This window comes from Paenibacillus paludis, assembly GCF_042610515.1.
Taxonomy (GTDB): Bacteria; Bacillota; Bacilli; order Paenibacillales; family Paenibacillaceae; genus Paenibacillus_AQ.
In genome coordinates this window covers 37,506-63,151 of record NZ_JBGJZP010000015.1, presented here as the reverse complement: position 1 = coordinate 63,151, position 25,646 = coordinate 37,506, and the positions used below count along the sequence as shown (strand labels likewise).

20 protein-coding genes are annotated in these 25,646 nt (G+C 49.2%); 13 read left to right on the top strand and 7 right to left on the bottom strand.

The features are described 5' to 3' along the window. The first annotated feature begins 268 nt into the window (after positions 1 to 268). From ACAN56_RS24350 to ACAN56_RS24330, 5 genes are all read left to right on the top strand, one after another. Positions 269 to 2,890 (top strand): GH36-type glycosyl hydrolase domain-containing protein, encoded by a 2,622-nt coding sequence (locus ACAN56_RS24350; RefSeq protein WP_379146059.1) that lies wholly within the window; start codon positions 269 to 271, stop codon positions 2,888 to 2,890. 131 nt (positions 2,891 to 3,021) lie between these two features. Then, complete coding sequence (locus ACAN56_RS24345; RefSeq protein WP_038588399.1) at positions 3,022 to 3,906, top strand: hypothetical protein; 885 nt, start codon at positions 3,022 to 3,024, stop codon at positions 3,904 to 3,906. 105 nt (positions 3,907 to 4,011) lie between these two features. Beyond that, the gene (serC, locus tag ACAN56_RS24340) at positions 4,012 to 5,103 is read left to right on the top strand and encodes a 3-phosphoserine/phosphohydroxythreonine transaminase (protein WP_038599110.1); all 1,092 of its coding nucleotides are present in this window, start codon (positions 4,012 to 4,014) and stop codon (positions 5,101 to 5,103) included. Positions 5,104 to 5,263: 160 nt separating this feature from the next. Beyond that, entirely contained in the window at positions 5,264 to 5,728 is a 465-nt protein-coding gene (gene trmL / locus ACAN56_RS24335) for a tRNA (uridine(34)/cytosine(34)/5-carboxymethylaminomethyluridine(34)-2'-O)-methyltransferase TrmL (RefSeq protein ID WP_038588402.1), read from the top strand. Between the two features lie 124 nt (positions 5,729 to 5,852). After that, the gene (locus ACAN56_RS24330) at positions 5,853 to 6,107 is read left to right on the top strand and encodes an AbrB/MazE/SpoVT family DNA-binding domain-containing protein (protein WP_379146057.1); all 255 of its coding nucleotides are present in this window, start codon (positions 5,853 to 5,855) and stop codon (positions 6,105 to 6,107) included. 365 nt (positions 6,108 to 6,472) lie between these two features. Here the strand turns inward: ACAN56_RS24330 and ACAN56_RS24325 are convergent, their stop codons facing one another. After that, positions 6,473 to 7,540: a phosphodiester glycosidase family protein gene (locus tag ACAN56_RS24325; protein WP_379146055.1), complete on the bottom strand. Its 1,068-nt coding sequence runs from the start codon at positions 7,538 to 7,540 to the stop codon at positions 6,473 to 6,475. Further along, positions 7,537 to 7,944, bottom strand: coding sequence for a hypothetical protein (locus tag ACAN56_RS24320; RefSeq protein ID WP_038588412.1), 408 nt, complete (start codon positions 7,942 to 7,944; stop codon positions 7,537 to 7,539). Before ACAN56_RS24320 ends, ACAN56_RS24325 begins: the two co-directional genes overlap by 4 nt. A 281-nt stretch (positions 7,945 to 8,225) precedes the next feature. Here ACAN56_RS24320 and ACAN56_RS24315 point away from each other — a divergent pair, with 281 nt between their 5' ends. The 5 genes from ACAN56_RS24315 (at position 8,226) to ACAN56_RS24295 (ending at position 13,069) form a co-directional block, all read left to right on the top strand. After that, positions 8,226 to 8,882 (top strand): response regulator transcription factor, encoded by a 657-nt coding sequence (locus ACAN56_RS24315; RefSeq protein WP_038588414.1) that lies wholly within the window; start codon positions 8,226 to 8,228, stop codon positions 8,880 to 8,882. A 66-nt stretch (positions 8,883 to 8,948) separates the two neighbouring features. Further along, positions 8,949 to 10,166, top strand: coding sequence for an aminotransferase-like domain-containing protein (locus tag ACAN56_RS24310; protein ID WP_379146054.1), 1,218 nt, complete (start codon positions 8,949 to 8,951; stop codon positions 10,164 to 10,166). A gap of 547 nt (positions 10,167 to 10,713) precedes the next feature. After that, positions 10,714 to 11,376, top strand: a complete 663-nt coding sequence (locus tag ACAN56_RS24305) for an HAD family hydrolase (protein WP_379146052.1) — start codon at positions 10,714 to 10,716, stop codon at positions 11,374 to 11,376. A gap of 202 nt (positions 11,377 to 11,578) precedes the next feature. Continuing rightward, on the top strand, positions 11,579 to 12,271 hold the full coding sequence (locus tag ACAN56_RS24300) for an ABC transporter ATP-binding protein (protein ID WP_379146050.1): 693 nt from the start codon (positions 11,579 to 11,581) through the stop codon (positions 12,269 to 12,271). A 24-nt stretch (positions 12,272 to 12,295) separates the two neighbouring features. Further along, entirely contained in the window at positions 12,296 to 13,069 is a 774-nt protein-coding gene (locus tag ACAN56_RS24295; protein WP_379146049.1) for a hypothetical protein, read from the top strand. Positions 13,070 to 13,072: 3 nt separating this feature from the next. Here ACAN56_RS24295 and ACAN56_RS24290 read toward each other — a convergent pair whose 3' ends face one another. Further along, complete coding sequence (locus ACAN56_RS24290; protein ID WP_379146048.1) at positions 13,073 to 13,924, bottom strand: DUF2161 family putative PD-(D/E)XK-type phosphodiesterase; 852 nt, start codon at positions 13,922 to 13,924, stop codon at positions 13,073 to 13,075. A gap of 248 nt (positions 13,925 to 14,172) precedes the next feature. On the opposite strand from ACAN56_RS24290, the gene ACAN56_RS24285 reads away from it, so the two are divergent. The 3 genes from ACAN56_RS24285 (at position 14,173) to ACAN56_RS24275 (ending at position 22,211) form a co-directional block, all read left to right on the top strand. Beyond that, the gene (locus tag ACAN56_RS24285) at positions 14,173 to 16,068 is read left to right on the top strand and encodes a PrkA family serine protein kinase (protein WP_379146047.1); all 1,896 of its coding nucleotides are present in this window, start codon (positions 14,173 to 14,175) and stop codon (positions 16,066 to 16,068) included. Between the two features lie 445 nt (positions 16,069 to 16,513). Beyond that, a complete protein-coding gene (locus ACAN56_RS24280) occupies positions 16,514 to 21,067 on the top strand; it encodes an S-layer homology domain-containing protein (RefSeq protein ID WP_379146124.1) in 4,554 nt (1,517 codons plus the stop codon). A gap of 256 nt (positions 21,068 to 21,323) precedes the next feature. Then, positions 21,324 to 22,211, top strand: coding sequence for an AraC family transcriptional regulator (locus ACAN56_RS24275; RefSeq protein WP_379146046.1), 888 nt, complete (start codon positions 21,324 to 21,326; stop codon positions 22,209 to 22,211). 344 nt (positions 22,212 to 22,555) lie between these two features. Here ACAN56_RS24275 and ACAN56_RS24270 read toward each other — a convergent pair whose 3' ends face one another. The 4 genes from ACAN56_RS24270 to ACAN56_RS24255 all read right to left on the bottom strand — a co-directional run bounded on the left by ACAN56_RS24270 (position 22,556) and on the right by ACAN56_RS24255 (position 25,396). Continuing rightward, positions 22,556 to 23,950 (bottom strand): SpoVR family protein, encoded by a 1,395-nt coding sequence (locus tag ACAN56_RS24270; protein ID WP_038588433.1) that lies wholly within the window; start codon positions 23,948 to 23,950, stop codon positions 22,556 to 22,558. 225 nt (positions 23,951 to 24,175) lie between these two features. Continuing rightward, positions 24,176 to 24,499 carry a hypothetical protein gene (locus tag ACAN56_RS24265; protein ID WP_379146045.1) on the bottom strand — a complete coding sequence of 108 codons (324 nt, stop codon included), beginning with the start codon at positions 24,497 to 24,499 and terminating at the stop codon, positions 24,176 to 24,178. Beyond that, the gene (locus ACAN56_RS24260) at positions 24,496 to 24,792 is read right to left on the bottom strand and encodes a hypothetical protein (RefSeq protein ID WP_038588438.1); all 297 of its coding nucleotides are present in this window, start codon (positions 24,790 to 24,792) and stop codon (positions 24,496 to 24,498) included. Before ACAN56_RS24260 ends, ACAN56_RS24265 begins: the two co-directional genes overlap by 4 nt. Before the next feature lie 340 nt (positions 24,793 to 25,132). Further along, positions 25,133 to 25,396: a hypothetical protein gene (locus ACAN56_RS24255; protein ID WP_379146044.1), complete on the bottom strand. Its 264-nt coding sequence runs from the start codon at positions 25,394 to 25,396 to the stop codon at positions 25,133 to 25,135. Positions 25,397 to 25,646: the final 250 nt, after the last annotated feature.

The window sequence follows — 25,646 nt, the reverse complement described above, 5'->3', positions numbered from 1 at the left end:
CAGACTTTATTCTATGTTTTATTATTATTCAAGGTTACCAAACGGAAATTACTTTACAACGATATCTAACGATGTGATAATAAATACCGAAAGCGGTTTCTGTAAAATGGATAAAAAAGTAACAAAATAATAGGCTATGGAAAGGATGATTGCAGTGGAACAAACGTCTAAGTCAGGTTGGGAATTTACCGGAACAAATGGAGAGTTTAAACTTAAGTATCCAGAAAAAAGCAGTTTTTTATATTTTCCCTTGGTGAATGAGGGAGGGATGATGTCTTCGGTCACTCCGAATCTTCATGGCCAAGCCACTTCAGGGCATAATACATTTCTTACTCCGCCGCTTTCGGTGGAGGATTTGCATAATTCGCGTGCTTCCCGCAATTTCTGGGTATATATTGAGGGTAAAGGCGCCTGGTCGGCAGCGGGGAGTTCAGCCAGACAGCATGCACAGGCCTATGAGCCTAACTCTGATGATTCGGAATTGGAAGCAGGGCTCCTATGGCATCGGGTAACCCGTGAGAGCCGTGAACTCGGTATCAAGGCGCAAATCACCAGCATTGTACCCTGCGGCCAAGACAAGGTAGAATTGATGCAGGTGGTGCTTACGAATACCGGAGCGGCTGAGATCATCATAACGCCGACTGCGGCTGTTCCGCTGTATGCCCGTTCAGCGGATGATCTGCGTGATCACCGGCATGTGACCTCATTGCTCAACCGGATTTATACTTCAGCACACGGTGTCGAGGTTCAGCCGGCACTTTCCTTTGATGAACGGGGCCATCGCGTGAATCATACCTCCTATGGCGTCTTCGGTGTAGAAGGAGAAGGAAGAACTCCTGTGGGCTTCTTCCCGGTGCAGGAGGAATTTATCGGTGAAGGTGGAAGCCTGGATTGGCCTGAGGCTGTTGTGCGGAATCAGGCTCCTCAGACAGGCGAAGAAGGCGTATATAAAGAAGGTTATGAGGCTCTTGGCGGATTGCGTTTTGCCACTGCATCTCTGCTTCCAGGAGAAAGCCGTTCCTATGTGGTGATTCTGGCCATTGAAAGTGAAAGAATAGATATTCCGGGGTTAATGGCCAAATACGGATCCGCCGCAGCCTTTGACGTTTTACTGGAAGAAAACAAGGCTTTCTGGGCGGACAAGGTGAATACAGTTGAGTTTCATACCGGAGATCATGCTGCTGACCAGTGGATGAAATGGGTAACGCTGCAGCCTGTGCTTCGCAGGTTGTACGGCAACTCTTTCCTCCCTTATCATGACTACGGAAGAGGCGGGCGCGGCTGGCGCGATCTGTGGCAGGATTGCCTGGCGCTGCTTATTATGGAGCCGTCAGATGTGCGGAGTCTGCTGCTGAATAATTATGCAGGTGTGCGAATCGATGGCAGCAATGCGACCATTATCGGCCAGCAGCCGGGCGAATTTATTGCCGACCGCAACAATATTCCCCGGGTTTGGATGGATCATGGGGCCTGGCCGTTCCTGACCACTATGCTGTACCTGGACCAGAGCGGGGATCTGGATTTTCTTCTGCAGGAGCAAAGCTATTTCCGCGACTCCTTCATGAGCCGGTGCCGGGAACGCGACGCCTCCTGGGACGCTGCGGGGGGAAGCCATCTGCAGACCTCAACCGGAGAGACCTACAAAGGGACGATTCTGGAGCATATTCTGCTGCAGAATCTGGTTCCGTTCTTCAATGTGGGGGAGCATAACAATATTCTTCTGGAGGGCGCAGACTGGAATGACGGGCTGGATATGGCGGCCCAGCGGGGAGAAAGTGTGACCTTCACTGCCTTCTATGGCAGCAACCTGTATGATCTGTCCGTGCTGCTGAGCACTCTTCAGGAACGTACCGGGCTGGAGTCACTGGAGCTGGCGGAAGAGATGACGCTGCTGCTGGATACATTAGAGAAATCGCTGAACTATGAGTCTGTAATAGCCAAGCGGGAACAGCTGAACCTTTACTACACCGCTGCGCCTAACAAAGTAAGCGGGGTCCGGGTAACTCTGCCAATAGCGAAAGTGGCAGCTGATCTGGCGAAAAAGGCAGAATGGATATTCAATCACTTGCGCCGGAATGAGTGGGTGCAAAGTGATCATGGCGACGGCTGGTTCAACGGTTATTATAATAACGACGGAGAACGCGTCGAAGGCGAACATGCCGAAGGTGTACGCATGACACTGACAGGCCAGGTATTCCCGCTGCTCGGCCATGCAGCAGCGCCAGAGCAAATTCCGCATATCGTCGCAGCGGTAGAACGCAACCTGCTGGACGACAATATCGGATACCGGCTAAATACCAATTTTGGCGGCATCCAGCAGAATCTGGGCCGTGCTTTTGGTTTTGCCTTTGGTCATAAAGAGAACGGGGCTATGTTCAGCCATATGACCGTGATGTACGGGAACGCCCTGTATAAACGCGGCTTTGTTCAGGAAGGCCGCAAAGTGCTGGGTTCACTGTACAAGCTCAGCGCGAATTTCGAACTCAGCCGGATGTATCCCGGCATTCCCGAATATATCAATGAGCAGGGCAGAGGAATGTACACCTATTTAACCGGTTCAGCGAGCTGGCTGCTGCTGACGATGGTCACAGAGGTGTTTGGTGTCAAGGGCCGGCTCGGCGATTTGCTGCTTCAGCCTAAACTGGTGAAGGAACAGTTCGATGAGCAGGGGAAGGCAACGATTAAGACGATCTTTGCGGAACGCATGCTGGAGGTCGCCTATACGTCCACAGGAAGCAGAGAATACGGGGAGTATGAAATACACTCTGTGTCGCTTAACGGCGCTGAGGTGACGCTTCAGCGCGTCTCAGAGGGTGTTGTGATACCACGCAGCATACTCCGTGCGCTGCCGGAAGGAGAACTGCATCTCCTGCAAGTGGAGCTGGCCTAACTGCATAAAAGTATACGAAAAGGCGCTTGCTTCGCAGGAAATGCGGCTGCAGGCGCTTTTTTCAGCGATGAAGAGGTTCTGAGAATATTGGTAACAATAATAATAAGCAAATGAAAGAGGAAGAATAACTTATGGCTTACACTCTCACTAATGGGATACTTACTGTGGAGATTGCTGATACTGGAGCCTATAACGGCACTAGATTTGATTGGACAGGGTTTATTACACAGGTAACACTGGAGCAGGGTAAACATACGTTTTGCGTTCCGGAAAGCCTCGTGCCCGGGCAGGGTACTGGCGGTTTTGGGCTATGTAATGAATTCGGCATTTCCCGGGCAATTGGCTATGACGATGCAGAAGTTGGAGAATGGTTTCCAAAGCCGGGAGTAGGGCTGCTGCAGAAGCAGGAAGATGCTCCCTATTTTTTTGCCGGAATTTATCCGCTGATTCCCTTTGAGGTGATGGAAGAACACACTACAGATTCGGTTACCTATTCGGTGCAGCCGATGGAGTGCCGGGGATACAGCATGCTTTTGACCAAGAGGATCTCGCTTGACGAAGACAGGCTGAACATCTCTTACACTCTGGAGAACAGAGGGTCAAAGGAGCTTCTGACGGAGGAGTACAATCATAATTTTGTTGGAATTAACGGTAAAAATGTCGGATCAGGCTATGAACTGAGATTGCCGGACAATGTCAGGGTAGAGCAGGCGGAATCCATTTATACAGAGGAATTGCTCAGCCGAACCGGAGATAAACTAAGCTGGAAGAATGAGCCGGACCGCCCCTTCTACTGTAAGCTGGGAGGCTGGGAAGATGCAGGGGATTCCTTTTATTGGGAAATCACTCATCAGCCAAGCAGAGTTGGGATCAGGGAATACGGAAGTTTCCAGCCGGAACAGATAGCACTGTGGGGCGAGAAGCATGTTATTTCGCCGGAAGTTTTTGCGGACATCAGCATTTTACCGCGTCACAGCAAGGATTGGAGCCGCAGCTATCAGTTTTTCACCATTTAAGCCTGGCGATTATACCTTCTATGTGAATAATTATACTTGATGGTGTGTTAGATTACTGCTATCATAATCTCTATCCATATTCGCAGGAGAGAAAGGGTGGGGGCAATTTTGAGCAAGAGAGCATACAATTTTAATGCAGGTCCGGCGGCGCTGCCGCTTGCAGTATTGGAACGCGCACAAGCGGAGTTTGTCGAATTCCGGGAAAGCGGAATGTCCATTATGGAGATGTCGCACCGTGGGGCGGTATACGAGTCCGTTCATAACGAAGCTCAGGAACGTCTGCTATCACTCCTTGGCAATCCGCAGGGCTATAAGGTATTGTTCATCCAAGGCGGAGCAAGCACCCAGTTCGCCATGCTTCCGATGAACCTTGTCTCTGAGGGCCAAGTGGGCAGCTATGTCATGACAGGAAGCTGGGCGGATAAAGCCCTCAAGGAAGCCAAATTGGTTGGTGGCGCCCATGTCGCCGCATCCTCAGAGGACAAGAAGTTTCTGGCGATTCCAGAGCTTAGCAGCATCAAGGCAGCGGATAATGCAGCGTATCTGCATGTTACGTCGAATGAAACGATTGAAGGAACACAATATGCGGAGTTTCCGGATTCCGGCTCTATCCCGCTGATTGCAGACATGTCCAGCGACATTCTGAGCCGTTCCTTTGACGTGAATAAATTCGGACTGATTTATGCCGGCGCACAAAAGAATCTCGGACCATCAGGCGTAACTGTAGTTATTGCCAAGGAAGAGCTGATCGCGAAGTCGCCTTCCAATATCCCGACGATTCTGCGTTACGATACGCATTATAAGAACAACTCTCTCTACAATACGCCGCCATCCTTTTCTGTATATATGGTTAATGAAGTGTTAAAATGGATTGGGGAGCAGGGCGGGCTTGCAGGTATCGAAGTCAAGAACCGCGACAAAGCCGGGCTGCTCTATAATCATATTGACGGCAGTGATGGTTTCTACCGCGGAGTTGCGGAACAAGGCAGCCGCTCCATCATGAACGTTACATTCCGGATGCAGTCGGAAGAGCTTGAGAAGCAATTCGTCAAAGCTGCCGAACAAGAAGGTTTTGTTGGTCTTAAGGGCCACCGCAGTGTTGGAGGCTTGCGTGCTTCCATTTATAACGCGGTTCCTTATGAGAGTGTTAAGGCGCTTACCGATTTCATGCAGCATTTCCGGCAAACTCAGGGCTAATGTATGAAAGCTTTTGAACCTTCCGCCTGCAGGCGGAAGGTTTTCTGCGTGGCACACCACGCGCCGTGTATGATCTATAAGCGCTGCCCTCACCTTAGAGGATGTCCTTACTAACACATTATAGGGCTGTTAGAGCCTTCAGAGAGGAAGCATTCACACTATGGCACTTCATATTGTGCTGGTAGAACCGGAAATTCCGGCGAATACCGGCAATATTGCCCGCACTTGCGCGGCAACAGGCACGCATCTTCATCTGGTCCGTCCCTTGGGCTTCCGTACAGACGACGCTACGCTGAAACGGGCAGGACTCGATTACTGGCACGCCGTAAATATCGAATATCATGATTCGTTTGGGGAAGTGCTGGAGAAGTATAAGGAAGGCCGGTTTTTCTATGCTACAACCAAGGCCGAGAAGCGCTATACCGATTTTGCCTTTCAGGATGAGGATTTCTTCGTTTTCGGCAAGGAAACCAAGGGTCTGCCAGCCGATATTCTGGAAGCCGGGAAAGAAACGAGAATGCGCATGCCGATGAGCGAAGCTGTCAGATCGCTTAATTTGTCAAACTCGGCGGCCATTATTGTCTATGAAGCGCTGCGCCAGCTAGACTTTCCACAACTTTTCTAAAAACGGACATGAATTTTTATTTATTTCAGCAGGATTCGACAATTGATTAACGAAATAGTTGAATAGTGCCGAAAAAAGTAGTAGTTACTAATTATTAGTTGAACAGGAGAGGTGTAAGTTAGATATGAAACCTGCTGGCGTTGTTCGGAAAGTAGATCAGCTGGGTAGAATTGTTCTGCCTAAGTCCCTGCGTAAAAGGTATCAAATGAATGAAGGTGACCCGGTAGAAATTCTGGTACAGGGCGACCATATCATTCTGGAGCGTTACCGCCCCAAATGTGTATTCTGCGGATCAATTGAGGGTGTAAGTGAATATAAAGATCGTTATATTTGTGCTGGATGTCTTGGGGAAATGACTCAACTTTCAAGACACGCCTAGAAATTACGCTTTCTCCTGCTGAAAGCAAGCAAATTTAATTGTACATAGTATGGCCGCAGCAGGGTGTCTGCCGCCTCTATTACTAAAAAAAAGCACCGCACAGATGTGCGGTGCTCTTTTTTTGAAGCAGCGAATGCTTGGGTCCATCCAGGCTTTTATAAGCCCTTGGTCTTATCGTCGTTGTAGGAGGAGGTTAGAATTCCGGTCAGGAACAGCAGAAATACCAGGGTTATGATCCAAAAGGTCAAGGAAAACGACATGCTGGACACCTCCATAAGGATCTGTATTCGTTATCCTGATTATAACCTGGTCTATATCAAAAACAAAAGAAAAATGTGAGATGCCGCATAGACAACTGGAAAAAGTTATTTGAAAAACAGGAAACTGGTTGGCACCTGGCGGAGATTCCCGTCCGATGGATTGTTAATAACCTTTCCTCTAAAGATCAGGGACGAAGATCCCCCGCCATCCAGATTGTAGGCATCGATCACACCCATGTTGTACAGCTTGTTCTGGATTTCCTCCAGTGTGGCACCGGAGTTGCCGTTTTCGTTGTAACCGTCCGCCACGAGCACGAGAAGCTGATCATCCTTGTACTTGCCGATTACGGTGCGCGGGGCACGTTTGGGACTCGTCTTCCACTTATCCGGGATCACCATCTTGGTGTTGTTCTTCAGCAGGACCGGGACAAAGGTGGCGCCGAACACCGGCTCCAACTGGTCGAGTTGTGTCCGGCTGAAGAATTTGCCGCCGATCAGCTGTCCTGATTTATTCAGGCCAACGAAGCTGAGATCCTTGTAACTCGGCTCGAATCCGTACAAATATTGGCCGCCTACAACGGTTGTGGACAAGGGATAACGTTTACCGCCCTTATCGGCAAATCCTCCGGCATTGATGCCGGCTGTTGCACCGTAACGGTTGACGGCGCGCATGGTAGTTTCAGCTCCGCCGGAGCCGTCTCCGGCCAGGCTCATTTTCATGGCCGAAGCATCCTTCAGCTTGATTTTTAGGGCATAGGCTGTATAGTTGCCGGGATTTAAGCGGTAAAGTTCGATGGTAATGCGATCGCTGTTTACAATATCGGCAGGAATTCCCAGCCTGGCTGAAATTCTCCGGTTATAGATTTGTTCCGGGCGGGATGCCTGGGTTTTGGCGGTATTAACAATGGCATTCATCGCGATTGTTGTTTGTTTGTAGAGCTGTGCACTGGCACCTATTGAATCTATGGTATAGGAAGCAGAGGTCTCGGCCAGCTTCAAATCATTCTTCAAAGAGGTTGTTAATTCAAGCGGCCCCGGGGCTGCAGCGAACTGTTCTGTGTTCAGCTTCAGGTCAAGCGGCGGCTGATACCACCACAGACAGAGCAATAACCCGAAGAAGGGAGCAGTCAGCAGCATAAAGAACCGGTTGACTCGTTGGACAGGGGTTCTCATTTCAGCAGATCCATCTCTTTCTTCAGGGCATCGAGTTGCTTGCGGACCTCGTTTAACTGGGTATACAGCTTGTTGCTGTTGTCTGTCTTGCTGCTTGCATTGTCTTTGGTAAAGGTGAGCAGTTCATTAAAGCTCTGAACAGTGCTCTGCAGTTCCTTCACCTCTTCAGAGAGAACGGCAATTCGCGATTCATAATCGGTCTTCAAAACGGTAAGCTGCTGCTGGCTTTGAGTGCCAAGTTCGCTCAGCACCTGCTGCTTTAGATGGTTGGTATAGCTGTACACGGCATAGAAGCCGAGCCCGATCATCAAAATCCAGAACAGTAAAAACCATTTTACGGAAGGGCCGCTTCTCGCTGCAGTACGGCGCGAGTGTACCGGGGTCGATTCCGCTAGCGGTTGCATTACATCACCTCAGGCTGTTTTTTTTCAAGTCCCCATTCTATCAGACTTTTTGAGTTTTCGCAAAAGTGAAAGAGAGTCTGAAAACGTGAAAAAGTAATTGCATCCTATTAAACTACTGCGATACAATTTCTATAGATTGGAATATCTGATGGGCGTATACAAGGTAAAAGAAGGAAGAAAGGATAAAAATGCAACCATCCTTGCATACGTAATAACCGTAAAACCCCGAGGCGTTTTTCACTCTGGGTAAATTATATAGATAGCAGGAGGTCAGGGAGTTAATGATGAAGGTGTGGCGGGGGATCATCGTGGGATGTCATCCCACAAGTATGCTTGGAACAAAACTGATTTTGGAGGAAGGGGGGGAGCTGGAAATTCTCGGGATGTATTCGACTTGGAACGAAGGCGTTTACAATGTGCGTGAAAGTCAGCCGGATCTGGTGCTGGCGGATTATCAGATGCCGGAAGGAAATGTGGAGAGCATTCTGCCGGAGATGAAGAGCAGTTCGCCAAATTCTCATTTCATCATCATGACGGAAGAAGAGGACAAGACTTTATTTCAGCCGCTGCTTGAGCTTGGGGCAAGCGGAATACTCTCCAAGGGAGCTTCTCCCCGCCAGTTGCTGCTGATGATCGACGGATTGCGGGAAGGTTTCCTCTCTATACCGTTTGACTGGATTGAAAAAGGATTTCGGCTGGCACCATCGTCACAGGGGCTGGATGGTGTCATGCAGCTGACCCAGACTGAGATGTTCATTATGGAGCGTATTGTGCAGGGAATCACTTATGATAAAATTGCCCTTGAAATAGAGGTGAGCCGGCGTTCCATTGACAATTATTTGCGCAAAATTTATGTGAAGCTTGAAGTGTCGACGAGAGCGCAGGCTATCGAGAAGTTTGCTCTTTTCTCAAGGCAGAACAAGCAAATCTACGCATAGGATCACCCTAACGACATATTGCCGGCTGGGCTGGAATATTCTTGGTACCAGGGGAGGGGGGAACATATGAGATATGAGTTTTCTGCCCGCGCACATACCTTGCTGTCTTCACCGCTGTTGAGTATCCGCACCAAGACGCGCCGGGGCACGTTGATTTCACTGGCGGAAGAGCTTCCGGCGGAAGAATTGTTCCCGTTGTCCTTGCTTGCCGAAACCGCGTCTACAGTCATCTCCGCAGATGCCGGGGCACTGCAGTACGGTGATCCGGAAGGGTACGGCCCGCTGCGGGAGTGGCTTACCGGGGATTGGCTGAAAGCCAAAGGTGTGGCTGTTGCCGAGGGCGGAGTTCTTCTGACAACGGGAAGTCAACAAGCCATCGATTTGCTGTCCAGGGTATACATAGATCCCGGAGACCGGGTTCTTGTAGAGAATCCCACCTCACCAGGCATTCTGCAGGCGCTCCGTATGCAGGGTGCGGTGATTATTCCCGTGCAGGGAGACAGGGACGGCCTGCTGCCGGAGCATCTGCGTGCCCAAATCCGGCAGCACCGGCCTAAGATGCTGTTTGCAACACCGAGCTTTACGAATCCAAGCGGTATTCTCTGGAGCCTGGCAAGACGCAAGGAGGTGCTGGAGCTGTGTACCGGCCATAACGTGCTGATTGTCGAAGACGATTCCTATGGTGATCTGCATTTTCAGCGTTATGGCCAGCATCCGTCCGTAAAATATCCGTCGCTTTATGCGCTGGAGAATGTAAGCGAGGGTGGACATGTGCTCTACATCGGTTCTTTCAGCAAAACGGTCGCGCCCGCTCTGCGGACGGGCTGGGCGGCAGGCAGCCGGGAGCTTATCGGTATGATGGCTGCCGCAAAGCAGATGGCCGACTGGCAGTCCAGCTCCCTAAATCAGCGGCTGCTGCATCATCTGCTGGATGTCACCTCTTTTGATCTGCGCGAGCATATTTCCCTCTTGAACCGGGAATACAATACCCGCCTCAAGCTAATGGCTGAACTGCTGAAGCGTCCGGCCTGGAAGAGCAGCACCTATAGTCTGCCGGAAGGCGGCATGTTCCTGTGGGTATCGCTGCCGGCTGGGCTGGACGCTATGGCACTGCTTAAGGCCTCGCTGGTTAAAGGCGTAGCTTTCCTGCCCGGCCCGTTGTGTTGTGTCAGCGGCGGCGGCAACCGCATCCGCCTCAACTTCAGCCATCCCGGCCGGGATGAGCTGCTGCTGGGCATGAACCTGATGAGCGAGGCCGTGACGGAGTTTACGGCCCGGAGCTAAGGGGAATAGGGTTATTGATGACAGCTGGGTTGATTGGTTAGAGTTTAGAAGTTAGAGGTTGTAGTTTGTGACATATGAGAGGCTATGAGTAGCGTCTGCTGTATTTAGTACAATAGATTCCCTGTTTTTGGCAGTCTGATAGGATTCTGTTGCATTCTGTGCAGGAGAATTGGGCGAGAATGGGCTTTTTGGGTGAACATGGGGTCGTGATCTCTACCCTATGAGCGAATTACGCGATAATTGCACTTTATACATCTAAAACTCCATATGGATGGGCGAATGAGGAGATAGCTGCACTTCGTACAACTAAATAGATGTCATTCGGGCAAAACGAAAGGATTCGCCATTTTTAATTGCAGAGCATACAACTATATCTTTGAAACAACTATATTGCTCCCGAATAGCTGCACCAAATACACTTATCTGAACTCGGAGCAAGCAACCTAAACCAGAGTTCATCCGCAGCAAACAACAATCAAGAGGTTGGCGGGAGTCAGCGGCCGATAATCTCAATAATCAACGCGCTTACGTGTGGAAGGGCAGGAAGATGGAAATTAAAGCGGTGCTCTTCGATCTGGATGGAACGTTATTGGACCGCGAGTCCTCTCTGGTCTCTTTTGTCCGTGATCAGTATGAACGATATCCACAATTTCAGTCTGTTCCCAAAGAAAAATTTCTGCAGCGGTTTGTCGAGCTGGATCAGCACGGTTATGTCTGGAAAGATAAAGTGTATCAGCAGCTACTTGAGGACTTTTCTATCCGGGAGCTAAGCTGGGCAGAACTTTTGAATGATTATCTGCATGGTTTCCAAGGACATTGCATCGGATTTCCTAATATGATGAGTATGCTTACAACCTTTAAGGCAAACGGAATCAAACTCGCGCTGGTATCCAACGGCTATGGACAATTCCAATATGATAATTTTCAAGCTCTGGGGATCAGCCCTTTGTTTGATGAGGTGTTGATTTCAGAGTGGGAAGGTCTGCGCAAGCCGGATCCGGCGATTTTCCTTCGGGCATTGACTAAGCTAGGGGTTACGGCGGAGGAAACGCTGTTTGTCGGCGACCACCCGGACAATGATATCCGGGCGAGCCGTGCCGCAGGTCTCAGAGCAGCATGGAAACAAAGTACACAGTTTTCTACGGATGTAGAGGCGGATGTAATATTTGAAGATCTTAAGGAATTAGTTCAGTATGTAATAATCGATTAATAACAAATCGTTGGATATTGGCAGTGTGCAGGCTGGTATTGGTGAAAAAGGCAAGTCTTCCGGTATGGGGGGCTTGCTTTTTGTTTATGCAAATACATGGCATTTCAGCGCAGCTTGCAGGGATGTTTCGAGTACAGGAGTCTAATGATTTGGAATGTATATATATGGATATAAGAAAGACCGAATGAAGAGGAGGGGCAATGTGGGAAATGTACTGGAATGTGCGAATCTGACGAAAATGTATGGAAAAAAGGCTGCTTTAAACGGACTGAATTTAACAGTTCCCAAGGGAAGTATAGTAGGGCTGTTGGGGCCGAACGGGGCGGGGAAAACGACGCTTATGAAGCTGATCGTGGCTTTGCTGCGGAATTATAAAGGGACGATTACAGTCGGTGGGCAACATCCCGGTGTGGAAACGAAAAAGATTGTATCCTATCTGCCGGACAGAGAATTTCTGTATTCATGGATGAGTATTGAGGAGTGTATTGATTTTTATCATCACGCTTTTGCCGATTTTCAGCGGGACAAGGCCTGCGGAATGATAGAGATGCTCGGATTGAATCTTAAAGATAAGGTGAAGTCCCTGTCCAAAGGAATGCAGGAGCGTGTGAGCTTATCACTTACGTTTGCACGCCGGGCCCAATTATTCGTACTTGATGAACCATTAGCGGCTGTCGATCCATCAACGCGTGATAAAATCATGCAGATTATCCTGGATAATTTTGACCCTGACAGCTCCATTCTGATCAGCACCCACCTGATTCGCGATGTCGAAAGCCTGTTTACGCATATAGCGATTGTGGACGAAGGAAGAGTGCAGCTGCAGGGGAGCGTGGAGGAATTGAAACGGGAGTATGGCCTGCCCATTGAAGATTTGTTTAAAAGCATCGTTTAACCATTTGAGAAGGGGAGTAGTTACGTGATTCTAGTCCATCAATTTAAACTGGAGTGCAAAAGACATTTTGCAATGTTCGCCTCGTTAACCGGATTAAGCTGCTTAATCAACCTGTATTTCCTGTTCAGCTCAGGCCAAGATCTGGCATTTCTGATTCTCACCGTAAACATGGTCATCGGTATTCTGATCCCGGTGTACATCTATGTGGATTATTACAGGGAATTCTTCACGGGTACGATGCCGGTTAATCATATGCTGCCTGTCAAGACTTCATCGCTGTTTCTGGTGAAATCGGCTGTTTTTATGCTCGGCACCACGGCGGTATGGTCGACGACATTGCTGGAGGTGTTTTTAAATCCTGATGGCTTATATCAGGCGAGGATTGCTGATTCGGCCAGTCCGGCGCTAGGAATCCTGTATCTGTTGTTGTCCAAGCTGTGCAGTATTCCTGCCGGACTGGCCTTAATAGGACTGGCGCTGGCTGCAGGCAAAAGACAACGCAAACCGTTGATAAGCCATCTCTGCATTGCTGTCCTGATTGTTGCGGTTGTTGCTGTCCAGTTCGCTCTGGTTATCCAGGACAGCTCGCACTGGAGCTTAGGAACGTCGGCTAATGAGTCCTTCAAGCAATACGCCAATCTGCTGACGGTCAGTCCCATCTATCAGGAGCAGGCGGCCAATATTAACGATACGATCAGTTGGCAGTCTATTGGCATGAATCTGCTGGTCGCCTGCGTTGCAGGCAGCGGGGCAGCCCTTCTGCTGAACGGACGGAAATATGAGCTGTATGGAAAATAAAGCTTAGGCTCGGCTTCCGGTGATATTCGCATATTCGATCAGCGCCGCTGTTCCGGCGGCCGTGAGCGTGTAGCGGCCGCGCCCCACCCGGAAGAACCACCCATAGTAGTTCTTCTGCAGGAATGCGGCGGCGCCCGGCACGCCGCTTCTCTTGCGCAGCTCGGCGGGTGTGACGCCGAGCGGAGCTTTCGCCCGGCTGTCCGCAGCCGCCGGGCCTAAGGCAGAGACAGCAGCGGCGTCCGCTGCTGTCTCTGCCCCTGGCGCGCCGCCGCGTCCGGCGCGCTTCGCGGCGAGGCCGGCCGCCGCAAGGGCGGCTTCGGCCTCAGCGGCCTGCAGCGCGAGCGCCACGCGCAGCGCCTTCTCGCGGTAGGCCGTCACGAGCTTGACGCGCGTGCTGCCGCCGGTGTTGTAGTCACCGCTGCGCTCGCGGAACTCGTAGAGCAGCCGCTCGCGCCGCCGTGTGCGGCTGCGGGGCTGGGGCGGCGCGTCGCCCGGCTCCGCGAGCACCTCGACCAGCGGTGCCTTGGTCTTGTAGAAGACGACAGTGATCAGCCCAAGGCCGAGTCGGCGGCATAGCCCGCTGAGTTCGCCCCAGCGCTGGTTCACCGCGCCTTTTTTGTCACGCACGCGCTCCACGGCGAGATAAACGTTGGGACTTAACCGCAATCGTTCAACCCCCTGCAGCAGCAGGGCGAGGTTGAACGATTTTTTCATCTCCACGATCAGCGGCTGCTCCTCATCTTCACGCAGGCCAACCAAATCACAGGTCCGCACCTCGCCTTTGATGTCATAGCCTTGTCTCTCAAAAAAACTCTTCAAAGGAGCATATAGCTCCGTTTCATGCTTTACGGCCATATTTGTCACTCCTGTGTCCTAATGTTGCGTCCCCGGCTGAATCTACAGGTTTACGGTTGAATGGCAAAGTGTCTGAATAAGCTTGGAGGACAAGCCCGCACTTTGTGCCGGTATTTTATAAGGGAAATCATGATTCTCTATTATAGCACAGCAAAAAAGAGGTAAACTATTCCGGGCTCGCCGCATAGGTATGTAATACACTTTTAAAGCTGTGGAGCAAGTAGGAGCGCAAGAGGAGGTAGCGAGCAATGGATATTTTTGAGCGTATAGCTTCGTATCGGGCTGAGAACGACCGTTTGGCGTGGAGCGGCACCTTCAAGGACTATATAGAACTGCTGAGAAAAGACCCCTCTCCCGCTAAAACAGCTCATTCCCGCGTATACGACATGATCAAGTCACACGGCGTAGAGGACATTAATGGACGCAAGCGGTATAAATTTTTTGAACAGGAGATTTTTGGACTCGACCGGGCGGTGGAGAAGCTGGTGGAGGAATATTTTCATTCCGCAGCCCGGCGTCTAGACGTACGCAAACGGATATTGCTGCTTATGGGACCGGTCAGTGGAGGGAAATCGACATTGGTTACGCTGCTGAAACGTGGCCTTGAGCAGTATTCGCGTACGGATGCAGGAGCGGTGTATGCCATTGAAGGCTGCCCGATGCATGAGGACCCGCTTCATTTGATTCCGCTGGAGCTGCGCCCGGAGATCGAGAGAGAACTGGGTGTGCGGATCGAGGGCAATCTTTGCCCTTCCTGCCAAATGCGGCTGAAGAATGAATACTATGGCGACATCGAGCAGGTGAAGGTTGTACGGGTGTTGCTGTCGGAGGAGGAGCGGGTGGGCATCGGGACCTTCAGTCCGTCCGATCCGAAGTCGCAGGATATCGCTGACCTCACAGGCAGCATCGACTTTTCCACGATTACCGAATTCGGTTCGGAATCCGATCCGCGCGCCTACCGCTTCGACGGGGAACTGAACAAAGCGAACCGCGGAGTGATGGAGTTCCAGGAAATGCTCAAATGCGATGAGAAGTTTCTGTGGAACCTGCTGTCGCTGACCCAGGAAGGCAACTTTAAGGCCGGGCGCTTCGCATTGATATCGGCGGACGAGATGATCATCGCCCACACGAATGAAACGGAGTACAAATCTTTTATCTCCAACAAAAAGAATGAAGCGCTTCAGTCCCGCATGATCGTCATGCCTGTGCCGTACAACCTGAGAGTGTCGGAGGAGGAAAAAATCTACGCCAAGCTGATCGCCCAAAGCGACATGAAGCATGTGCATATTGCGCCCCACGCGCTGCGCGCCGCTGCGATTTTCTCAATCCTGACCCGCCTGAAGGAGAGCAAGAAGCAGGGGATGGACCTGATCAAAAAGCTGCGCATGTATGACGGCGAAGAGGTTGAAGGCTACAAGGAAGCCGACCTCAAGGAGATGCAGACCGAATATTTGGATGAAGGCATGTCTGGCATCGACCCGCGTTATGTCATCAACCGGATTTCCAGCGCCCTGATCAAAGGCGACCTGCAGTGCATGAACGCACTGGATGTGCTGCGGGCGATCAAGGATGGCTTGGATCAGCACCCTTCGATTACCAAGGAGGAGCGGGAACGGTATCTGAATTTCATTTCCATCGCCCGCAAGGAATACGATATTCTGGCCAAAAGCGAAGTGCAGAAGGCGTTCGTTTACTCTTTTGAAGAGTCCGCCAAAACGCTGTTCGAAAATTATCTCGATAATATCGAAGCCTTCTGCAACTGGGCAAAGATTCGTGATCCTCTGACGGATGAGGAGATGGAGCCGGATGAGCGGCTGATGCGCTCCATTGAAGAGCAGATCGGCATTTCCGAAAATGCGAAAAAAGCTTTCCGTGAAGAAATCCTGATCCGCATTTCCGCCTATTCCCGCAAAGGCAAAAAGTTCGAGTACAACAACCACGACCGGCTGCGGGAAGCGATCGAGAAGAAGCTGTTTACCGATCTCAAGGATATCGTCAAGATTACCACCTCCTCCAAAACGCCGGATGAAAGCCAGCTCAAACGGATCAACGAGGTATCCAGACGCCTGATCGACGAGCATAACTACTGCCCGATCTGCGCCAACGAGCTGCTGAAATATGTCGGAAGTTTGCTGAACCGGTGACCGTATTCATTAGGCACATTCTCCAATAAAGAAATCTGCAAGCTGCATACTTTTGTATGTAACTGCAACACTGCGGACTGCCATGAGGCGGTCCTTTTTGTGGTGTTCTTTTAAGTAAAATGTACTGCTGAACGCCCATGCAAAACGCTGAAGCAGAAAGCTGGTGCACGATACATGCTGAACTTGCCAAAGGGGCAACGGAGCGTACAGCACTGACTTATGTACTTTGAGCTCATATACCCAGATTCACGGACCGTATAGTCCTTGTGATGCTGCAAATACCGTTAAATATAGCGAATATGGAGAAATAGCCACCAAAAATACATACAAAAGTCGACATTTTCATAGGAATATCAGTTTTTTCTTATAGTCGAAATTTAGGAGATCGTGTAATTTAATAGCGGATTCATTTTTTTTATCATTGGAGGGAAGAACGTTGTCGAAGATGAAGATTGTGAAGAAAGGTTTTGCCTTATTACTTGTGATTTGTTTCACGATATCTCCCTACGCTTCCGTATTCGCCGGAACGGCTTCGGATATTTCCGGGAATTGGGCCGAACCGCAAATTAGCAAGTGGATGGAAAAAGGCTTCATCTCCGGATATCCGGATGGCCGCTTTAAACCGGCTAATCCCATCACCAGAGCCGAACTGGTTTCATTAGTTAACAAATCCTTTGGATTTGTGGAGAGCAAGTCCGTGGAGTTCAAGGATGTGGCAGCTTCAAGCTGGGTGTATCCGGAGTTGTTAAAAGCAAATGCTGCTGGATACATTAGCGGATACGGCAACGGCTCTTTTGGACCGGGCAACAAGGTTACCCGGCAGGAATTAGCGGTCATTGTCAGCAAACTGCTCGGGTTGACTGCATCAGCAGATGCCAACTTCAGCGATACAGCGGATAGTCCGGCGTGGTGCAAAGACGCTATCAGTGCAGTGCAGGAGAAGGGGATTATGCAGGGCTTTGCAGACAACAGCTTTCATCCGGGTGATCGGGCGACCCGCGCCGAGGCTGTAGTTATTCTGGATAGAGCTCTGGACATACATAATTCAGCAGTAAGCGTAACATACAGTACACCAGGGACCTATGGCCCTGAAGCAGGGAATGCCGCCATCCTTCAGAATGTTATCATCAACTCGCCGGATATAAAACTCCGGAATACGACGATCAGCGGAAATTTACTCTTAGGAGAAGGTATAGCAGAAGGCGAAGCGGTCCTTGAGAATGTGACTGTCAAGGGAACGACTACCGTCTCCGGCGGCGGTGCTCACAGCATTCATTTTGACAAGAGCATTCTTGGCACGGTCATCATCGACAAAAAGAATGGCAGTGTAAGAATTGTGGCAGAAGGAACGACGACGGTTGCCAATCTGCAGGTTCAATCGGAAGCGGCGATTGAATCGATCACGGGGGCAGCTGTAGGTGTAGTAACCTTATCGAAAGAGCTGCCGGCAAACGCCAAGATAAGCTTGAAAGGCAGCTTTAAGGAAGTCAACATTCAAGCACATAATATTGCTGTAGATATTCCTGAAGGCACGATTCAGAGTCTAAACGTGGCTAAAGAAGCCACAGGCAATAAACTGAAGAATGAAGCCAGCATCACAAGGATGAATATCAATACTGGCCTGGATGTTACAGGAAAAGGTAAAATTGACACTGCGGTCATCAATGCCGTAGGCATTACGATGGAAACTTCGCCAGTCAAGCTGGAAGCTGGTAAAGACAGCGGCTCCGATGTTAAGGTCAAGATTGGCGGTGTTGACAAATCGGCTGTGACGCCATCACCAACAGCGGCGGGAAACACTAATCCGGCTGTACCGCCGACAACGGCAACCCCAACCCCAGCGGCGACAGCAACACCAGCCGCAACCGCAACTCCTGTGGCGACAGCAACTCCAGCGTCGACAGCAACGCCAGTGGTGACAGCAACGCCAGTGGCGACAGCAACGCCAGTGGCGACAGCAACACCAGCGTCGACAGCAACACCAGTGGCGACAGCAACGCCAGTGGCGACAGCAACGCCAGTGGCGACAGCAACACCAGCGTCGACAGCAACACCAGTGGCGACAGCAACACCTGTGGCGACAGCCACAGCCAAGCCAACCGCAAAACCAACAGCGACCCCGCCGCCAGCGTTAAGCGGCAATGTTAAGGGGAGTTTTACGTATGCAGACGGATCGATGGTTGAAGATGGAACCCTGTATCTATACAGGCTGAAGAATGGAGTCGGAATCACCTATGAAGCAGAGCTGAAGAACGGATGGTTCGGAATAGAGCTGCCGGACGGCAAGTATTACTTGAACCAGCTTTATACCGGAGGGAATCAAGAGGTTATTGCTTTGTCCCGTCAATTTACTGTCGCTGACGGTAAGCTGGATTCCGGGACGCTGCAGCTGACCTTGTCTCCGAAATTGTCAGGAACCTTTCAATTTGCCGATGGCAGCACAATCAGCAATGGAAGTCTGAGCATCAACAGCGTCAATACCAATCCTTCTTCCAATTACAGTGTTGTGGTCCGGAATGGGGACTTCAATCTGTACCTGCCTGATGGCAATTATCAGGTCAGCAGTTTATATAAACACGATAGCCAAGAGAGCATTTCAGTGAACTATATGTTCACCATTACAGGAGGACAATCTTCACCGACTCCGCTAAGCATTACGCTTCCTGCAGCTGTTACAGGAACAATCAGCAATTCCGACGGAACACCGGTTGCTTCCGGAAGGCTGTATGTGAACCGGACAGATTCCGGTACTTACTCAACCTATTTTGCCGAAATTAAGGATGGAGAGTTCACCCTCTACTTGCCGGACGGAAATTACCGTACCTACAATCTTAACACTCCCGAGGAACAGATGATTGGTTTCTACCAGTCATTCAGCGTGTCCGGCGGCAAGACGAGTCCGAACCCGCTTGAAATAAAGCTGCCGAAGCTGTTTACAGGAAAGTTAAGCTATTCGGATGGAAGCTCTGTCGGCAAAGGTTCAGTGTTCCTGCTGAACACAACGAACGGAAACGGTTATATCAGCTATTCTTCCGAGGTAATAGATGGCCAATTTAGCGTCTACTTGCCAGACGGCACGTATAAGTTGACCGAATTCAATAATTATGATAACTCTGAAAGAATATCGCTGAACTACAGCTTCACTATAGCTGACGGTCAGCCAGCTCCGGATCCCATTAAGGTTGTCGTTCCCAAGAAGCTTACGGGAACTGTTGTGGATAGTGAAAACCAGCCAGTGAACTCCGGCAGGCTGTATGTACGTACCACAACTACTCCAGTAATCGAATATGCTACAGCTATCAAAGACAGCAGGTTCACCCTGTATCTCCCTGATGGCTCATATCAGGTATATACGTATTATGACAGCCAAAACAACATGACCCCACTCAGCTATTCATTTACAGTGCTAGACGGACAAACCGTTCCAAGCAATTTAAATCTAATTATTCCTTCGAAAAATGTGACGGGGACTGTGAAATATTCGGATGGCAGAGTGGTTGAGAATGGAACGGTCTACATTTTTGATCAAGATCCCTCAAATCCTACTTCTGTCGGTGCCAAAGTGAAAAACGGCTCTTTCAGCGTCTATCTGCCGGATGGAGATTATAAGATTAGCAGCTACTATAGCGAAGACAACAATGAATCGCAACAGGTCTCTTATACCTTCAAAGTTGTGAATAACAAAAGCTTACCTGATCCGTTGTCTGTAGTCGTGCAGCTCAAGAACTTAACGGGGACGTTGCAATTCGAGGATGGTTCAACAATAAAGGATGGGTTTCTGTCCATTACAGAAGAGACCACCCAAGCCTATGTAACGATTCAAGTGAAGGACGGGAAGTTTAGCTCTTATCTGCCTGACGGCAAGTATAAAGTGGACAGATACAACGTCACAGGCTCACAGGAGAATATGTATCTCACCTACAACTTTACGGTAGCCGGAGGGAAACCGGTCCCGGCTCTGCTGGATATTAAAGTCCCCAATTATAATGTAACGGGTACACTTAAATATCCGGACGGATCAATGGTTCCCGATGGCATATTGTCAGTCAGAGGTCAGACGGCAGGAGCCAGAACTTCTGTGGCTAAAGGACAATTTACACTTACCTTGGCGCCGGGTAAATATGATGTGTACAGTTACAATGATTCAGCTATTCCGGCCTACTCGTTCGAAATTGTTGATAAGCAAATGAAAACCCTGGATATTACCATCCCTTTCAAGAGCGAGATTAAGGTAACCTATGCTGATGGTACAGCACTTGGTAGGAGCTACTTAAATATCAGCACTGATGGAGGGACATATACGAGCTACGGTACTTCTTCACAAGATGGCGTATTCAGTCTTTATCTTCCCGATGGAAAGTATAAGATATATAGTGTAACCGTTAATGATACCAGGGAGAATATTCCATTATATACTGGCATCACTGTAACTGATGGACATCTTAACCCGCAGCCGTATATTCTGAAGCTTCCTCCAAAAGTTTCGGGCTCAATCATTAGTGCAGATGGAACTCCAGTTGCCAATGGAACAATTCATCTCCACAGTGTCGGGGGCAGCGAATACAAGGCATACTCTGCTGTAATCAAAGATGGACAGTTCTCCTTGTATCTCCCGGAGGCTGATTACACAGTGGATAAATTTATTGACGAAGCCAGTCAGAAGGACATTAAAATCTACTATTCCTTTAGTGTTGCAGCTGGACAGTCAGTGCCCAATCCGCTTGTGATTACCGTGCCTGTGGAGTATTCCGGTACAGTTACTAAAGGCGGTAAACCTATGACTGGCGTTGTTCTATACTTGCATGATACTGACAACAAGAACTCGTATTCAGGACAAATAAAAGACGGGGAATTCACCGTACTCTTGCCTGACGGAAACTACCAGCTCGATAGGGTCAATGACATGAATAACTTTAAGGATTATACGCTCGATCTGAAGTTCAAAGCCGCAGCCGGGGTCATAGATCCCGGGGGCTCTCTGACCATTACGATTCCTTAAGCAGATCTCTTGCACAGCAACACAATATGTTGAAAAGTATCATATATACAACAGGCAAGCCTCCGGTATACGGGACTTGCCTGTTTTTTTTAGCGTGTGCTGCCGAACAGTTGTCTTCCTATCTTCCGGTAAGCCGGTTTACTCCTTCATTGATTGTATATGCCGCTTAAATTGCTTCTTAGCAAACGAGGAACAGCCTGCTTGCAAACTGCTTGTTATAATGAAATCACCGTACGGGGAAAGGCTGGGTGACTCATTGAATTACAGCAAGGATATTGAGAGATGTATCGATTATATTGAGGAAAATATCAAAGACAACCTGACTGCTGAGAAGATTGCCGCCGAGGCCGGATATTCGCTATATCATTTTAGCCGGGTATTCAGTCTGTGCAAGGAGATGTCTGTAATGGAATATGTACGGAGCCGGAAGCTGTCACTGGCAGCGGTCGAATTGTTCAGCGGACGGAGAATTATTGATATTGCGCTGGAGTATGGCTTTGAGACGCCAGGCGGATTTACCAAGGCGTTTCGCAAGGCCTATGGCTATAGCCCATCGCAGTATGCGTCCCGTATGGACGGTTATCTTCAGGGCGGTTCTGTTGTCAAAATCGGAGGTTATTTAATGAATCCAGTTATTATGCATAAACCGGCCTTTAAGGTCGCTGGTTACGGTATTGAAACCAATGTGGCCGAAGGCAATTATACCAAGGATATCGCTTCTTTCTGGAGCCATTATGATGGAGAGAACCTGGAATCAAAGATGTATGAAATTCTCGCACCCCCAAGGCACGGAGAAGTCGGCTTATGTGTTCCGGCCGCTGAGAGCGGAAACGCCACTTATCTGCTTGGCGTGATCGTTGACGATTTTAGCCAGGTGACCGATGAGATGCTGACAGTTGAGGTGCCTGAGGCAGACTACGCGGTATTCACCACACCACCCGTGGATACTGCGGAAGAGAAGGATCAGGGGGATTTTGTTCAGGTGATTAAGAGCACCTGGAAGTATATTTTTGAGGAATGGTTCAAGGACAGCGGGTATGTCTATGACGAAGGCAAGCTAGATTACGAGTTCTACGACGAACGCTGCCATTCCAGGGTGGATACGGTGATGGAGATTTATGTTCCGGTGAGGGTGCGACTTTAACATTTGAAAGATGGGCAAAGGCTGCCGGTGAATGAGCTTCACTGCGCGAATATTTGGACTTCCGGCCGCTGTTAAGGTTGGATTTCTTGATTTGAGCCGCTGTGCAGCGGTGGAAATCCAACTTTAAAGGCGGACGCTATCGCTCCTGCAGTTCCAAAATTCTCTCCGTTACGCTCACCTCCACAGCCTTTGCCTGTTTTCCTATTGTTAAGGTCGCTGTGGGTAGCGACCTTAATAAAAGCCCGCTCGCACAAAATATGTGCTTGCGGGCCTTTATTTTTAGGATCGCCTGCAGCTATGTTCAGGTAATCTTACAACAAGAAACCAAAGCTACTACCAATCTATTACACAAACTTGCGTTGCACCTTTTTACCGTCATAGGTAAAAAGGGCTTTTTTGTCTTCTACTACGGTTTGGAGGTGCACGGTCCGGCCCCAGAGGGCATAGATGTGCGGGAGCGTGCGTTCCAGATATTTCAGGTCAAGCTCAATACTCTCGTAGCGGTGGGCGATCAACAGTTCGCCATTGCGCTCGTAATCGGCATCCTGAACAACAAGGTAGGGAGAGCCGCCGTTGACCCGGGCAAGCACAAGCTGGTCACGTACATTTTCCCAGGCCTTGTCGGTGATTTTCCATTCCGGGCCTTTTTTCTCAAAGACATAGAGGTCGAGGTCATTAACCAGCTCTTTGGACAGGTAGCTGCGGATAAATGAAATGTCCGAATCCAGTTCACGTACCTCAAACATTTTGTCACGGTCCCAGCGGCGTTCGATGTCTTCAAAGATTTTGAGCCCCAGATAGTAAGGGTTCAGGCTCTGGCGCGAAGGCTGCACGACTGAGGAATTGAGCTTCGAGTATTCAATTGTCTCCTCAGGAGTCAGGTCCAGCTCGCGCATGATCCGCTGATGCCAATAGGAGGCCCAGCCTTCGTTCATGATCTTGGTCTCCATCTGCGGCCAGAAATAGAGCATTTCGTCACGCAGCATCGTCATAATGTCGCGCTGCCAGTCCTCCAGCACGGTCGAATACTGCTGGATGAACCAGACGATATCCTTCTCCGGCTCAGGCGGGAAGGCCCGTTTTCCTGCGGTTTCCGCTGCCTGCGGCTCTGCTGAAGCCGTATCCAGATTCCATAGCTCACTATAAGGACTTGGCGCAGCGGTACCGCCGGCTGGGGCATCCTTGCGTTCCTTCATCTTGGCTTCCAGCAGATGGGTTTTGCCCAGCTTGCGCGGCTGGATCAGACTGGGGTCAATATGCTCCTGTATTGCCAGCACAGAGTCGATGAAGCTCTCCACAGCATCCGTTCCGTAGGTCACCGAGTAGCCGGCAATCCGGTCGGCTGTGGCTGACATACTCTCGACCATATCCCGGTTGGACATGGAGAAGCGCATGTTGTTCTTGAAGAAATCGCAATGCGCCAGCACATGCGCGACAATCAGCTTGTTCTGGATCAGCGAGTTTCCGTCCAGCAGGAAGGCATAACAGGGATTGGAGTTAATGACGAGCTCATAGATTTTGCTTAGTCCGAAATCGTATTGCGATTTCATTTTGTGAAATGTTTTTCCGAAGCTCCAGTGTCCAAATCGGGTAGGCATTCCATAGGCTCCGAACGTGTAAATAATATCGGCAGGACATATTTCATAACGCATCGGGTAAAAATCCAGCCCAAATCCGGTCGCAATCTCCGTGATCTCGGCAATCGCCCGCTCCAGCGCTTTAATCTCATCCCCGGGCATGAATCCATCGCTCCTTCCAGCTTGCTGTGTTTGCTGCAACCTATTCCGGCTAGACCGCAGAGGTTCCGTTAGATCGGTACTGTTCTTCTTAATGTATATGGGAGGAGGGGAGGGAGTATGATGCCGTGAATCGGGAGTTGGATAAATAGACTTCATGTAAATTGGAGTATGTAATCGAAGAGTTAAAAAAATAGCTTAACAATAAACAGTCAGTTTATTGTTAAGCTATTCTTCATCAGGGTCAATTCCCCAAAATATATAATGAGACAGTCCAGTATTTGCAAAGTAACAAGCATCTACATACACTTCCCGAAGATCCTCGTCAATCCTGTAAATAATAATCACATTGCCGATTAACACCCAAAAGTATCCATTAAACTCAAAGCCAGGGAAGTCAGAAACTCCATCAGCTTTATATTTGGGTTCATCGGCCAATACAGATTTTGAACGTCTAAAGACATTCATGGAATCTACTTTAAATTCCTTCATTCGGGCAAGAGCTACCCGAGCGTAAGTGGTCCAGAGAACCTTGAATCGGTCAGATTTCATTCTTGGGCCTCTTTCAGTAATTGTGTAAACTCCTCTTCGCTATCACTGTATGTGGAAACTCCATCCTTGCGATCCTTCTGAGCTTGTTGCAGTTGGGACAAAACCCCTTCATCTTTAAAAATGACCGAAGTCATTCGCTTCTTCTGTTCCTCTGTAAATATAGGCTGTTCATCTTTCCTTTGCAGCGTAACGTTGAATCCAAAGTTTTCTTCGATTAGCTGGACCAAATCTTTAAGGTCAACGTAAGATTTTCCCTGAAAGCTCTGTTCTAATTGTTCCTTGGAAATGGACATTCTGCTCACCGCCTTTGTGTAATTATATCACAAACCAATAGCAATCTTATTGTGTTAAGATTACATTTATTAACACATGAATATCATGATTTTCTAGATCTAAAGGGGCCAATCTGTATGAGCCAACACTGTTATGACTTACATGGGACCGTCAATAAAATGACTCGGCATCATTTTCCCTTCGAGGACGACCTGATCCCCAGAAATAGGGTCTATTTGCTCTTTGAAACGGGGGAATACGGCATGAGGCAGATCGGATCGTTCGAGTTGGTACCCACATAGGCCCTAATCTACTTAGGTCGCACTTTTATGTAAATAATGTAAGGGGATTATTTCTTGATTATAGCAAACAAAGTTCTTTAACATATGCAAGTAAGCCACGAAGTGAACGAATCTCAACCTTCAGTTCTTCGTTTGCAGTATGAGACACGATCATGCCATCCTTAGATTGAAGCAGTTCTTTGGTCGCTTCTTTCGGGTCTTGAATGGCACGAATCAGCGCGACTTCTTCAACAAACTTGGTGCTACCTTCGGTATGAGATGCAAGGATTTGCAGCTTGACGTATTGATCGGGATAAATCTTACGAACTTCTTCCCATTGCATTGCTGGCACCTCCAGTTAGGTTGTCCTTTAATTGTATCAGATAATGGGCAATTAAAAAGCTCTCCATAAACGATGCATTTCGTTCGTGGAGAGCTTATTTGAATACCCGACGATATGACTCGCAGACTTTGGGCTTGAAATTGAACTTGAGCTCTGAACTTTGAGCTTGAACTTGAATTTTGATTTTGATTTAGATCTGAAACCCGACCAAAAGGGAAAGTGACGGAGGGGAAGTTTGGAACTGGAGGAG